The organism is Burkholderia sp. Cy-637 (assembly GCF_011753175.1).
In the GTDB taxonomy this organism is placed as follows: Bacteria; Pseudomonadota; Gammaproteobacteria; order Burkholderiales; family Burkholderiaceae; genus Burkholderia; species Burkholderia gladioli.
Map to the genome: position 1 here is coordinate 18,981 of NZ_VWWC01000034.1, position 13,036 is coordinate 32,016.

Here is a 13,036-nt window from a genome sequence, read left to right on the forward strand (position 1 = left end):
CGTCGACCCGGCACATCCGGCATCGCATTGCCTCATTTGAATACATGAAAATTTCGGCGCACGCCAAGATCAACCAGCTAGCCCTGATGGACACCTTTGTCCGCATCGTGGAGACAGGGAGTTTCACCGAAGCCGCCAGACAATTGAATTCGAGCCAGCCGACCGTGAGCCGCCAGCTTCAGATACTCGAGGCCCACCTGGGGGTACCGCTCATCAACCGGACCACCCATGGCATGGATGTCACCCAGACCGGACGTCGCTACTACGACTACGTCCGCGATCTGATCAACGACCTGACGGATTTCGAGGAGCTGGTCAGAAGCGAAAAGAACATCGCGCGCGGCGTGCTGCGCGTCACGGCGCCGAGCGGGTTCGAGAAGCAGGTCATCGCCCGGATTTCCTCGGCATATCTGCGGGCCTGTCCGAAGGTCAGACTCGAATGGCAGATCAACGAGAGCCCGGTCCGCTTCTACGAGAACGCCATCGACTGCGCACTCGCGACGACGCAATCGAACAACATCAACACGAGCTTCGAGACGATCGGTCATATCAAGCAGTACATCGTCGCCGCGCCCGGGTTCATCGAGGAGACCCACGAGGACGGCCTGTCGCCGGCCGATGCCGTCGCGCGACATCCCTGGATTGCCTGCTCGCCCCACTATCGCGACGAAATCGAGTTGTTCGGCGCCGATGGCAAACCGGTCGGCATCAAGATCAACCCGGCCTGCGTGGTGGATCATCCCGCCGCCGCCGCCGAGATCGTGAAATCGAGCGTCGGCATCGCCCTGATGCCGGAATGGATGATTCGCGACGATCTCGCCAGCGGCAGGCTGGTCAGGATCTTCCGGGACTTCGAAGGATGTCCGAGCCCGATGAATCTGATCTACAAGGCAGGCAGCCAGAACCTGGCGAAGCTCAAGGAGTTCATCGCGGTCGCCAGGCCGATGCTCCGGACGATGGTCCTGCCGCAACATTGAGCCGCTTCTCGCGACGCAGGCCGGGCAGGTCAGATGAGCTACATGCTTGCGCACAATCCAGGCCGGAACCGGCGCAGACGCGCCGAGGCGCTCTTCCTCGAAGCCACCGTGGACGACCGGTTCCTGCGCGAGTCGCTGCGTATCGTCGCCGAGGCACGAGAGAGAATCCGTGTCTCGCGCCAACCCACGAAGGAAAGCGGGCAGGACGAATGACGCTCATGTCCCCCCATCCCATCGCCGCCGATCAGCGACGACGCCATCGTCGACCGGCTCGCCGAGGCACGCGCGGGCGCCTGCGCACCACGGCACTCGCCGGCCGCGGGCGGCACGCGGCGCGCGACGACCGGCAAGCTTGCCGAGGCAAACGCACCGGCACGCTCCGCGCCGGCCGAATACCGAGGAACAGGTGCAGCCTGCGATACCACATCACCCACTCCCTTCACGTGTTCCGCCACGTGGCCTGCCACGCCGCGTTACGCGAGGCTTCGCGGGGCCATGCGGCGTGTTCGTCCGCCTGCGCGAGTGCCGGCCCTTGCAGCGCATCGGCGCACGCGGCACCGGCACGCTTGCCCGCGCGCGCCGGCAAGTGGCACGCGACGCAGCACCGATGCACCCGTGAATCGTGGCGATGCCTGATGAAGCGAGCGCCGCATTCCACGCATTGCATCGTATCCAGGATGCCGCCGTCGACGAAGCGCACCAGTGTCCAGGCGCGCGTCAGGTCCAGCGCAGGCGAGCAGGCTGCCGACTCGCAGCAGGCCAGGTATTGCCCATAGGCCTTGACGAGCGCATCGAGCCGACGACAGCCCGCCTCGTTCAACAGGAAGCGGTAGATACCATGGAACAACGAGGCATGCAGGTTCGCCATCCAGGTCATGTACCAATCGGCCGAGAACGGCAGCAAGCCCTTGGTCGGCGGCACCCCTCGCACTTCACGATAAAGGCGCACGAGGCGATCGTGCGGCAAGGCCACTTCGCTTTGCAGCAACTGGAGCCGCGCGCCGAGCCGGATCAAGGCGATCGCGTCCATCACCAGCATCGCGTCGCGGACCAAGCCATGTCGTTCTGGCTCGCGGCTCATGCGACCTCCTCCGCGCCGGGCACGCCGCTCGCCAGCGCCATCGCCACATGCAGGCGCACGATGTCGACCGGCGGCGTCGGCCGCGTCAGCGCCGAGACCGCGCCGCGCTGGCTCGGCCGCAGCACGCAGATCAACTGCCCCGCCGAGGCCAGGTCGATCATGTGCTTCATCGACAGCGCGGCCAGCGCATCGGCCAGCTCCGCGTTCAGGCCCAGGCGAAACATGCCCGTCGCGCGGTCCTCGCGCAGCATTCGCTGCGCGAGCCACAGATAGGACATGTTCAATTCCCAGACCGCATCATCCCGATTGGCAACGTCCATTTTCGACCTCGACTGTTTCCCAAGATTAATCAATAAAACGCCGCTCGAATCCACCATCCTTGAAACGGATATACCGGATTACTACCGTGACGCAGATTGACAAATACCGGACCAGCCCGACCGCGGGGCCTCAGGCACCGCACATCGACGCTTCAGTGTTGGCGAAGGTTCGTCCGATGTAAATACGACCTTGGGCGCAGGCAGGGGGAAATATAATCGGGACTTAAGTATTAAGACCCCGGCCTTCACGAGCGAATCATCGTCAGTCGCGCATTTTCTCTATCCGTTATTCATTTCTTCGATTTCATGAAAATTCTCATCGTGGATGACCATCCGGTCATGCGGGACGGTGTGGAGGCCCTGCTTCGCCGGCATGACGCCGCGCTGGCAGTGATCCAGGCAGGCAGCGCGGAAGAGGCGATGCACCTGCTCGATCAACATGCCGATCTCGACGCGGTGGTGCTCGATCTGAAGATTCACGGCACGGACGGCCTGGCGGCGATCTCGGCGATCGCCGGCAAGCGTCCGAAACTGCTGATCATCGTGCTGTCCTCGTCGGAGAATCCAAGCGACGTGCGGGCCGCCTTCGCGCAAGGCGCGCTTGGCTACGTGCCGAAGTCCGCCAGTGCGCACACGCTGCTGTCGGCGATCACGATGGTGCTGGACGGCGAACGCTACGTGCCACCCTTGATGCTGAACGAAACCGCCGCGCTCGATGCCGGCCACGCCGCCATGCCCGCACCTCGCGTCGCCGATGCGGCGCTGACGCAACGCCAGGTCGAAGTGCTGCGCTATATAGCCGAGGGTGTGCCGAACAAGCTGATCGCCGATCGGCTCGGTCTTTCCGAAAAGACCGTGAAGGCCCATATCACGGCCATCTTCAAGGCACTGAACGTCTTCAACCGAACCCAGGCTGCCGCGGCGGGAAGGAAGACCGGCCTGATCTGATGCGAGACAGGCCGGCGCGCAGGCGCTCGATGCGGTCGCCAGCGCCGGATTCAGGACACGGCCCGGCCCTCGAGGCCGGGCTCGCTGGCCGCCCCCGCCAGCAGCATCGCCAGGAACGCGGCCGGCGCCGGATCCAGCGTGTCATCCGGATAACCGGCCGCGGCCAGGTGCGTGACCACCAGCTCCCAACACAGATTCTCGGCCTCGATCCCCACGCAGGCGAACCGCCCGGCGCGGCTCGCGACGATATCCTCAGGCAGCACCGCGACACCCAGGCCCTGCGAGACCAGGTCCAGCAAGGTATCGAGATCGCCGACCTCGAACGCCACGCGGCGCTGCAGACCGGCCGCCGCGAAACCGCGATCGACGCTGCCGCGCGTGCCCTGGCCGGGCACGAAATCGACGAAGGCCTCGCCCGTGAGCTGATCCAGCGTCACCGAGGCGGCGCGGGCCAGCGGATTGCCGCGATCGCAGGCGAGCACCATCCGATCGCAGGCGACGATGCGCGAAACCAGCCGCTCGTTGCGCTCGTCGATCGGCAGGATCGCGAGATCGAGCTGCCGATCCTCCACCCTGGCGTTGAGCACGTCCGCGGTGTCCTGCACCAGCCGCACCTCGACCTGCGGATGCGCGCGATCGAAACGCGACAGCAAGGCCGGCAAGGCCAGGAACGGCGGCAGGCTCTGCACGATGCCGATCGACAGCGTGCGGCGCCGCGCCGAGCGCATCCTCTCGACCCCGACCACGGCGCGATCGAGAATCCCGAGCGCGCTCCTCGCGCTCTCGAGAAAGGCCGCGCCCGCCTCGGACAGGCTGACATGGCGCGTGGTGCGCACCAGCAGCCGGGTGCCCAGCTCCTCCTCGAGCAGCCGGATCGAGGTCGACAGGGCCGACTGGACGATATGGCATCGCTCGGCCGCGCGCGTGAAGTTCGCCTCCTCGGCGACGGCAACAAAATGTCGTAACTGTCTCAGTTCCACTGCGCCCTGCGATGATCGTGGCGGGCGAATTCGCCCGCCGTTGACGGATGGCGTCGCGCGACGGCGCCGATCAGGCAGCGCCCGTCGCGCCGTTCGCGCCGAACACCTGGCCGCTGGAGAAGCTCGATTCCGCGGATGCGAGCGTCACGTAGAGCGGCGCCAGTTCGACCGGTTGAGCCGGCCGCCCGGTGGGATTGTCCTGGCCGAAGCGGTCGATCACCTCGGGCGGCTGGCCGCCGCTCGTCTGCAGCGGCGTCCAGGTCGCGCCCGGCGCCACCGCATTGACGCGAATGCCCCTGGGCGCCTGCTGCTTGGCCAGCGCCTTCACGAAGGCGATGTTCGCCGCCTTGGTGGGTGCGTAGTCGAGCAGGTTGGCCGACGGCAGGAAGGCCTGCTCCGAAGTCGTCAGGATCACCGACGATCCGGCCGGCATATGGGGCAGCGCGGCCTTGGCGATCCAGAACGGCGCATAGACATTGGTCTTCATGGTCTGCTCGAACTGCTCCGAGCTGATGTCCTGGATATCGTCCCTGGCCTGCTGGTGGCCGGCGTTGCTGACCAGCACGTCGAGGCCGCCGAGCTCAGTGACGGCCCGCTCCACCAACTGCCGGCAGAACGCCTCGGTGCGGATGTCGCCGGGGATCGCCACGCACTTGCGCCCTTCCTTGCGAATCAGGGCGACCACTTCGCGCGCGTCGCTTTCCTCGACCGGCAGGTAGTTGATCGCCACGTCGGCGCCCTCGCGCGCGAAGGCGATCGCCGCGGCGCGGCCGATGCCGCTGTCGCCGCCGGTGACGAGGGCCTTGCGCCCGGCCAGCCGGTTCGAGCCGCGATAGCTGGTTTCCCCGTGATCGGGGCGCGGCACCATCTTCGAGACCAGGCCGGGCACCGGCTGGACCTGGCGCGCGAACGGCGCGCGCGGATACAGGTCGTGGGGATTGCGCATGCGGGCCAGGGGAGGCATCGCATCCGGCGCGCCATCGGCGGCCGCGGCGATACCGGGTACGGCGGCCACCGCCATGCCGGCCGTGCCGGCTGCCGCGTGACGAAGGAAATCACGTCGCGAATTGGTTTCGGACATTGTCGCTCTCCAGCAATAAAGGAACAGACGGAAAATCAATCATGGTTTATCCGTCTGGCCAAAAATTTAACACGGCACCGAAACCCATTAGATTTAAATAATCGATGACTCCATCTACCTGGCAGATAAGTCTCCATCGAGGCGGGAAGCCTCATCCACAGGCGGTTTGGCGCGCATCGGCCGATGGCGATCTCATATCGAAACGATAGATAAAGCCATCGATACAATGAATTTCATCGGCGTGTTTTCGCGTGGAAACATCGAGATCCGTTTATTCATATTTTCTCGATCATGGCGAATTCTCGACTCAGGATTTCATTCCCCCTGTTATTCACCCTGCTGCTCGGCGGCGGCATGACGGCCGCCATGGCCACGCCCGCGAGCCCCGCCGCGCATCGCGTCTACACGAACGCCGATTTCTACGTGGACGGCGTGTTCCAGAAGGAAGTCGCCAAGGATGCGATCGCGCAACTGGCCGAATCGCATGGCCAGCGCATCACGCCCGAGATGCGCGCGCAGCTCTGGATCAGCGACTTCGGGCTGCATGATTTCGAGCACGTCGGGCTGACCGAGATGATCTGGGTGAACCAGCAGCAATACGGTTATTACGCGATGACGATGTACCTGCTGCCGAACCAGATGCTGCCCGAGCATCGCCACATGCCGATCGCCTCGCCGCCCGCGCGGCCCGCGAAGCACGAGTCATGGCGCGTGCTGCATGGCTGGGTCTACGATTTCTCGGAGATCGGGCCGAAGTCCGCGGAGATTCCCGCCATCCCGAAGAGTTTCGGGCCGGTCCGCAGCCAGAATGTCGTGGTCCAGCACGAAGGCGAGGTCCGGCAGCTCAAGCAGCTCGAAAGCTGGCATTTCATGATGGCCTCGCCGCAAGGGGCGATCGTCGACGAATACGGCAACTGGCAGGATCATCGGGGCTGGTTCAGCTCGAATCCGAAAGTCGCGCCCTGAACGCAGGAACAACGGCAAAGGCTCGCGCGGAAAGCGGGCCTTGCGCGGCCATCACGCGTCGAGCAGCACCGTCTCCGTGCGCGGCAGCGCGATCGTGAAGCGGCTGCCCACGCCCGGCGTCGAGCTCGCCTCGACCGTCCCGCCATGGCGCACCACCACGGCCCGCACGAACGGCAGGCCGAGCCCCACCCCGAGCGCGGGATCGCCGCGCGTGCCGCCGACCTGGAAGAACGGCTCGAACAGATGCGGCATCGCCTCGGCGGCGACGCCGCATCCCTGGTCCTCGATGCCGATCGCCACGTCGTCGGCGCGCGGCGCGAGCCTCACCTCGATGCGCGTATCCGGCGCCGAATACTTGATGGCATTGTCGAGCAGGTTTACCAGCGCTCGCAGCAGCATGTCGGGGCTGCCGAGCACCCAGGCATCGCCGTCGTCGATCCGGGGCCCGTCGATGGCGATCCGCTTCGCGGCGGCGCCGTGCCAGACCTGGTCGATCGCCTCGGCCGCGAGATCCGCCGCCGACAAGGGCAGGTAGCTGCGCGCGTCGAGATGCTCGGCGCGCGAGAGCTGCGTGAAGTCCTGCGCGACGCGCAAGCTGTAGTCGACCAACTGGTGCAGGTCCGCTATCAGATCGGGCGCCTCGCCCTTGCCGTCACCGTCGCCCATGCCGCGTGCCTCCAGCAGGCTCAGCATGGTCGACAGCGGATTGCGCAGGTCGTGCGCCATATGGCGCAAGGTCATGCGATCGTGCTCGGCGGCCGCCTTGATGTCGTGCACGTCGACCAGGCAGATCATGCTGCCCATATCGCTCGCGTCGGCGGCCTCGCTCATTTCACCGCCTTCACCGCCCTCGCCGAACGGCGTCACCATCATCATCTGCGCGCGGCCGCCGAGGTTCAGCTCCAGCGTGCGGATCTCGCCCGCCGCTTTCGCGAGGCGGATCTGCTCGCGCGCCAGCATCATGATGGCCGGCTCCCGCGCCGCTGCCAGGCGCTCGACAAGCTCGCGCCCGCGCTCGTTGCTCAGCACCAGCTTCGCGCCCCGCTCGACGAACACCGGATAAGGCAGCGACCGGATCAGGTCGACATAAGCCGTGCGCGAGGCGCGCATGCCTTGCACCAGCGCGTCGAGCTCGTCGTCGGGCGACGCTTCGCGCACGTGCCCCTCGGCAGCCAGCGGCAAGCCCGCCGCGTGCAATCCATCCAGTTCGTGCCGCAGCATCCGCCGCACGCCGGCGGCCCGCCGCCAGCCATAAACGGCGTAGATCGCCACGCAGCTCGCGAGCGCCGGCCCCAGCGGTATCCAGTAGCGGCTCAGCATCGGCAGCGCCGTCAACGCGGCCGCGATCGCCAGCATCCAGGCCAGCGCCATCGCATGCGAGCGCCGCCCCGACGCGCGTGCGCAGATCAGGATCATGCCGGACGCGGCGGCAAGGCCGAACAGGATCTGCAGCACGAACGGCACGCGCAGCACCACCTTGCCGTCGAGCAGTTCGTCGGCGGCCTGGGCGTCGATCTGCACCCGGGTCAAGGGCGCGCCGCGCGCCGACAGGTGATAGGGGCCGCCCGACAGGCCCGTCGCGGTGTCGCCCACGAATACCACGCGCCCGGCGAACGCGGCTTCCGGCACGCGGCCTTCGAGCACGTCGAGATAGGAATACTGGCGCAGGTCGAAATCGTTCGGGAACGACAAGGCGAGCGCCCCCGGCACCACCCGCCCCATCGACGAGACATGGGCCTGGACCAGGCCACGCAGGTTGCGCAGCGCCGGCACCGCCTCGGCAACCTGCAAGGCCAGGCGCGAGACATGCGCCTCCTCGAACCCCGCGGGCCCCACCGCCAGGAACGGCACGATGCCCTGCACGGTATGGCCGCTGCCGAACACCAGCTTGCGCTGCCCGACCGCCGCGGCGGCATTCGCCAGCGCGGGCGGCGGCGCGACCAGCAGGTCGACGCGCCCCGCCAGGCCGTTCGACTGCGCGGTCAGCACCACGCGCCCGTGGCGCGCGATGGCACGCGCGAGCATGGCGTCGCCGGGCTGGCGGTTCACCATCGGGAAGTCGAGACTGACGCTGGCCGCCATGCGCAAGCGATCTAGCAGGCGCGCATGGGTTTCCCTGGCATAGACGGTGGCAGGCCCGAGCGCCTCGAGCGTGCGCGCATCGATGACCACCGTCACCACGCGTCCGGCGTCGCCATGCGCGCCATGCTCGTGATGCGCCACGAGCTGCCAATGCAGCAGGTCGAAGGGCGCGAACAGCGATTCGCCGTCGGGCGTGTAACTCAGGGCGGAGCACGCGAGCAGCGCCACGGCGACGGTCCAGCTCGACGTCCATGCGCGCTTCGCTTCGCGTTTTCCGCGAATGAACCGGTCAAGCACGAACGTCGTTCCTTGTCATGCGGGGCGCCATCGGGAAGGGTCAAAACGGGAAGGGAAAAGCCGTGCCCATTTTCAAGATAGCGAACCCCGCAGTCGACCAGACTAGTCAGTTTTTCATGGACGACTCGCCCCCCGCCGGCGGCTCAAACCCGTTCGAGCCGATAACCGTGGTTGTAGATGGTGGAGATGACCAGGCCGTTGTGCGAACGCAGTTCCAGAGCCGAGCGCAGCTTGCTCACATAGGTGGCGAGCGTGGCGTCGTACCTGCGATCGACACCGCCCCAGATCCGCTTGATCAGCGCATCCTTCGACACGATCCGGCCGACGTTCTCGAACAGCATCAGCGCCAGTTCGAACTCGCGTTGCGAGAGCTCCACGGCGCGCTCGTCGATGCGCGCGACATGCTCGGCCGCGTCGATCACGAAGCGGCCGATCTCGATGCGCCGGCCCTGCCCCGCCTGCGGATAATACTTGCGCATCTGCGCGTTGACGCGCGCGACCAGCTCGCGCTCGCGCAGCGGCTTGACCAGGTAGTCGTCGGCGCCGTTGTCCAGGCCGTGCACGATGTCGTCCTCGCCATCGTGCTGCGTCATCATCACGATCGGCAGTTGCGCGCCGAATCGCTCGCGCACCCAGCGCATCACCTCGATGCCCGACTTGCCCGGCACGTCCCAGTCGAGCAGCAGCAGGTCCACGCGCTCGCGGCTCACCAGCTCGACGAAGCTGTCGCCGTCATGCCGCACCAGGGGCTGGTGGCCGGCCTTCTCCAGCCAGGCGGCCACGAAGTTCGCCTGCGCCACGACATCTTCCAGAATCGCGACGATCATCCCTCACCTCCCGTTCGGCCCGGCTCGAAGCCGCTCATCGGCGGCACGGTTTCGCCATGCGCCGGCGCGTGGACGAAGCGCCAGTCGGCGTAGCCCGGCTTGTCCTCGAAGTCCGCGCAGGCTTCCGGGAAACCGCGCCGCTTGACGGGCCGGCCCGCTGCCCGGCTGAACACGCCCATCACGCCGCCGTCCGGCGCCTCGACGATACCCCATTCGCGAGTGCCCGTCAGCGGATCGCGATACACGCGCCGCAGGTGCCGGAGCGTGCGCGGCCCGCGCCGGTCCTCGACCAGCATCTCCAGCGAGCGCGGATAACGGCTGCCGGGGCCCGAGCGATAGTAGCTGTCGATCGCCTGCCGGATCTGGTCGCCGACGAACAGCAACTGGGCCTCGCGCTCGCGCAACTGGAGCGTCTGCCAGACCCGCGCCGCCTGCGCCGCGCCCAGGGCGATCGCGCCGACCAGCATCAGCACGCCGAGATAGGCGATCCCGCGCTCGGCCGCCCTACCAGGTTTCATAGGCGCTCCCGTCCAGGCCCTGCCCCCTGGCGCCGCTGCGCACGTCGTGCACGCCGCCGAGTTCGCCCTGCATCGGCACCCAGCTGCCGCGCCTGCCGGTCAGCGGATCGAGCGGCAACTCGCGCAGGTAGCGTCCGTCGACGAGCGACTGCAGCGAATCGGGATCGCGGCCGTGATCGGCGCGGTAATCGTCGATCGACTCTCGCAGTGCATGCAGGTTGTGGCGCAGCACGGTTTCCTTGGCACGGTCGCCCTGCTTCAGGTAGTTGGGCGCGACGAAGGCCGTCAAGGCGGCGATGATCGCCATCACCACCAGCAGTTCGACGAGCGTGAAGCCGCGCGCGCGACCCCGGCCGCTACCATTGGTGATACGGGATGCCATCGAGGCCCTCCTGTCGGTTGCGCGAGCGCACGTCGAACACGTCGGCGCCGGCCGAAAAGCGCTCCGCGTCGCTGTCGTAGCTGCGGGTTTCCCACATCTGCTCGGGCGCCGTGCCCTCGCATTCGCACATCGGGTCGAGCGGAATCCGCCGCAGGAAATAGAGCCGGTTGCCGGTCGGGCTCTTGCGGTCGCGCACGCCGTCGACCAGCGTGCGCAGGTCCGGCGGATAACCGCTGTCGTCGATGCTCCGCTCGATGCGCCCTTCGTCGGAGGCGCGCTTGTAGGCATCGAGCGCGCCGCGGATGCTGACCAGGGCGCGACGCAGCTCGGTCTCGCCGGCGCGGCGCTTGACGACGTCGGCCAGCGGCATCGCCACGCTGAGCAGCAAGGCCAGCAGCGTCAGCGAGGCGAGCAATTCGATCAGCGTGAAGCCGCGTTGCGCGGTGCGATGGCGACGGCGGCCGATCACGATTGCCTCCCGTCTCGGAACGGTGCCGCCGATCGGGCGCTGTCGCGCCGCGTGTCGTTCGTGTCGCGCGTGCGCATCATGCCGCCCACGCCGTGATGCTCGACGGCTTCGCCGGCGGCAGGCCCCGGCCCTGTCGTCGGCGACGGATCGCTGCCCGCGGCCGGCTTCCGGTCCTTCGCTTCGCGCTTTCCCTCGTCGCCCGCCTCGCGTGCCTCCACCTGTTCGACAAGGCTCGGCTCGCTGTCCTCACCCACCTCGCGCGCTTCGGCATCCACCACATCGGCGGCGACGATCGGCTCGTGCAGCTTCGGCGGAGCAGGTTCCCGCCCGGCGCCGACCGGCGCCAGGCTCAGTGCCTCGGTGGTCACGCGCGTCTCGGTACCCGAGAGAAACGTCGTCACCGCCGCCTCGGGCAGGTCGAGCCGGCGCTCGATATGCGGCGTGATCAGCAGCACGATCTCGGTTTCCTCGTTGCGGGTCCGGTCCGAACCGAACAGCCGGCCGAGCACCGGCAAGGACGACAGCCAGGGCAAGCCGGCGCGGCTCTCGATCTCGCTGCGCTTGATCAGGCCCGCCAGCACCTGCGTCTGGCCGTTGCGCGCCGTCATCAGCGTGTCGGCATTGCGCGTGCCGAGCGAATAGGCGACCAGGCCGCTGCGGGTCCGCTGCTCGGACAGGATGTTGCTAACCTCCAGGCTCACCTTGACGCTGACCTCGTCGTCCAGGCTGACGCGCGGCTCGACCTTCAGCATCAGGCCCACGTCCTGGTAGCTGACCGATTCCGTCACCACGCCGTTGCCGTTGGTGGTGGTCACGATCGGCACGCGCTCGCCGATCCGGATATTGGCCTTCTCCAGGTTGCGCACGCGGATCTTCGGATTGGCCAGCGTGCGCGTCTTGCCCTGCTTCTGCAGCATGTCGATCGCCATCGAGAGCGCGCCCGATTCGCTCGCGACGCCGATCCGGTCGCGATTCAGGCGCAGCAGGTCGCCGAGCGTCAGGCCTACCTCCTCGCCGGCGCCGAGCGCGCTGAGCTGGATCTTCCCCGGGTATTGCAGGCCCAGGTCGACGCTGTCGTTCACATTGACCTCGAGCACCTGCACGTCCAGCGTCACCTCGGATTGCGGGATGTCGAGCCCGATCACCACGCGCTCCGCCACCTGGATCGTCTCGGGCGTATCGCGCAGCACGATGGCATTGACGCGCTCGTCCACGTAGATGTCCTTGGGCTTGACCATCTGGCGCAAGGCGGCCATCACCGATTTCGCCTCGGCATGCGAGAGGAAGAAGGTGCGAATCGCGAACTCCCGGTAGTCGCGCGCCTTTTCCGGGCGCGCCGGATAGACCAGCAAGGTATGGCGGTCGAGCACGCGCTTTTCGAGCTGGCTGGTCCTGAGCAGCAGCTCGATGGCGTTCTCGGCCGTGGTCCGCCTCGCGAACAGCGAGGCCGGCATGTCGGCCTGCACCTCGCTGTCGAACACGAAGTTCACGCCCGATACGCGCGAGATCGCCTCGAAGATACGGCCGATCGGCTGCGAGCGGAAATTGAGCGACACCGGCTTGCGCAAGGCATCGGCCAGTTGCGGGCGCGCGGCGCGGCTCGCCTTCGTGTCGCGCAGCAGCGCATCGCGCAGGCGCCGGGCCTCGCGATGCGCGGGCTGCTCGCCGAGCACGCCGCGCACCAGGTCCAGCGCTTGCTGCGGCCGGCTCCGGCTCAGTTGCCGGGCACGCGCGAGATCGTCGTCAGCCTGCTGGCGGCGCACCAGTTGCCCGCGCAACTGTTCCGCCTGCAGGTTGCCCGGATCATGCGCCAGCGCGTTCGACAGGTGCTCGGCGGCGGCCGCGTAATCGCCGAGCGCGGCTCGCGCCTCGGCCTGCCTCGTTTCGCCCCGGACATAGTCCTGCAAACCGGTCGCCGCCGCTTGCGCGGCCTCGATGTCGCGAGGCGATTCGGCTTGCCGGCGCTGCAGCGCCTCGATCCCCTGCGCGGGGCTCGTGCCCGCGGCATCGTCGGCACGGTGATAGGTGCCCGCGCAACCACCGCCGGCCATCGCGGCGATCAATGGAAAAATAAGCGTGATGGGTTTCATGATGAATTCCGCGGCTCC

The 13,036-nt window shown here is 67.3% G+C and carries 14 protein-coding genes; 4 read left to right on the plus strand and 10 right to left on the minus strand.

Going from position 1 to position 13,036, the window contains the following annotated elements; translation table 11 throughout:
• The first annotated feature begins 86 nt into the window (after positions 1-86).
• Positions 87-977 carry a LysR family transcriptional regulator gene (locus F3J10_RS12380; RefSeq protein WP_167242209.1) on the plus strand — a complete coding sequence of 297 codons (891 nt, stop codon included), beginning with the start codon at positions 87-89 and terminating at the stop codon, positions 975-977.
• 33 nt (positions 978-1,010) lie between these two features.
• Positions 1,011-1,190, plus strand: coding sequence for a hypothetical protein (locus tag F3J10_RS12385; protein WP_060001980.1), 180 nt, complete (start codon positions 1,011-1,013; stop codon positions 1,188-1,190).
• Positions 1,191-1,416: 226 nt separating this feature from the next.
• Here F3J10_RS12385 and F3J10_RS12390 read toward each other — a convergent pair whose 3' ends face one another.
• Positions 1,417-2,058 (minus strand): FlhC family transcriptional regulator, encoded by a 642-nt coding sequence (locus tag F3J10_RS12390; RefSeq protein ID WP_167242210.1) that lies wholly within the window; start codon positions 2,056-2,058, stop codon positions 1,417-1,419.
• The gene (locus F3J10_RS12395) at positions 2,055-2,435 is read right to left on the minus strand and encodes a flagellar transcriptional regulator FlhD (protein ID WP_345791203.1); all 381 of its coding nucleotides are present in this window, start codon (positions 2,433-2,435) and stop codon (positions 2,055-2,057) included. Before F3J10_RS12395 ends, F3J10_RS12390 begins: the two co-directional genes overlap by 4 nt.
• Positions 2,436-2,684: 249 nt before the next feature.
• Between F3J10_RS12395 and F3J10_RS12400 the strand changes: the two genes are divergently transcribed.
• Positions 2,685-3,326, plus strand: coding sequence for a response regulator transcription factor (locus F3J10_RS12400; RefSeq protein ID WP_167242211.1), 642 nt, complete (start codon positions 2,685-2,687; stop codon positions 3,324-3,326).
• 50 nt (positions 3,327-3,376) lie between these two features.
• On the opposite strand, the gene F3J10_RS12405 is transcribed toward F3J10_RS12400, so the two are convergent.
• Both F3J10_RS12405 and F3J10_RS12410 read right to left on the minus strand, forming a co-directional pair.
• Positions 3,377-4,306, minus strand: coding sequence for a LysR family transcriptional regulator (locus F3J10_RS12405; protein WP_167242212.1), 930 nt, complete (start codon positions 4,304-4,306; stop codon positions 3,377-3,379).
• 70 nt (positions 4,307-4,376) lie between these two features.
• Positions 4,377-5,387, minus strand: coding sequence for an SDR family oxidoreductase (locus F3J10_RS12410; RefSeq protein ID WP_167242213.1), 1,011 nt, complete (start codon positions 5,385-5,387; stop codon positions 4,377-4,379).
• Positions 5,388-5,741: 354 nt separating this feature from the next.
• On the opposite strand from F3J10_RS12410, the gene F3J10_RS12415 reads away from it, so the two are divergent.
• Complete coding sequence (locus tag F3J10_RS12415) at positions 5,742-6,353, plus strand: hypothetical protein (protein ID WP_240155535.1); 612 nt, start codon at positions 5,742-5,744, stop codon at positions 6,351-6,353.
• A 51-nt stretch (positions 6,354-6,404) separates the two neighbouring features.
• Here the strand turns inward: F3J10_RS12415 and F3J10_RS12420 are convergent, their stop codons facing one another.
• The 6 genes from F3J10_RS12420 to F3J10_RS12445 all read right to left on the minus strand — a co-directional run bounded on the left by F3J10_RS12420 (position 6,405) and on the right by F3J10_RS12445 (position 13,018).
• Positions 6,405-8,732 carry an ATP-binding protein gene (locus F3J10_RS12420; protein ID WP_167242215.1) on the minus strand — a complete coding sequence of 776 codons (2,328 nt, stop codon included), beginning with the start codon at positions 8,730-8,732 and terminating at the stop codon, positions 6,405-6,407.
• A gap of 143 nt (positions 8,733-8,875) precedes the next feature.
• Entirely contained in the window at positions 8,876-9,559 is a 684-nt protein-coding gene (locus F3J10_RS12425; protein ID WP_046517889.1) for a response regulator transcription factor, read from the minus strand.
• Positions 9,556-10,077, minus strand: coding sequence for a hypothetical protein (locus F3J10_RS12430; protein ID WP_025100104.1), 522 nt, complete (start codon positions 10,075-10,077; stop codon positions 9,556-9,558). The genes F3J10_RS12425 and F3J10_RS12430 overlap by 4 nt, the downstream gene beginning before the upstream one ends.
• A complete protein-coding gene (locus F3J10_RS12435; RefSeq protein WP_025100103.1) occupies positions 10,064-10,459 on the minus strand; it encodes a prepilin-type N-terminal cleavage/methylation domain-containing protein in 396 nt (131 codons plus the stop codon). Before F3J10_RS12435 ends, F3J10_RS12430 begins: the two co-directional genes overlap by 14 nt.
• Positions 10,434-10,928, minus strand: coding sequence for a type II secretion system protein (locus F3J10_RS12440; protein WP_345791204.1), 495 nt, complete (start codon positions 10,926-10,928; stop codon positions 10,434-10,436). Before F3J10_RS12440 ends, F3J10_RS12435 begins: the two co-directional genes overlap by 26 nt.
• Positions 10,925-13,018, minus strand: coding sequence for a secretin N-terminal domain-containing protein (locus F3J10_RS12445; RefSeq protein ID WP_167242216.1), 2,094 nt, complete (start codon positions 13,016-13,018; stop codon positions 10,925-10,927). The genes F3J10_RS12440 and F3J10_RS12445 overlap by 4 nt, the downstream gene beginning before the upstream one ends.
• Between the last annotated feature and the right edge of the window lie 18 nt (positions 13,019-13,036).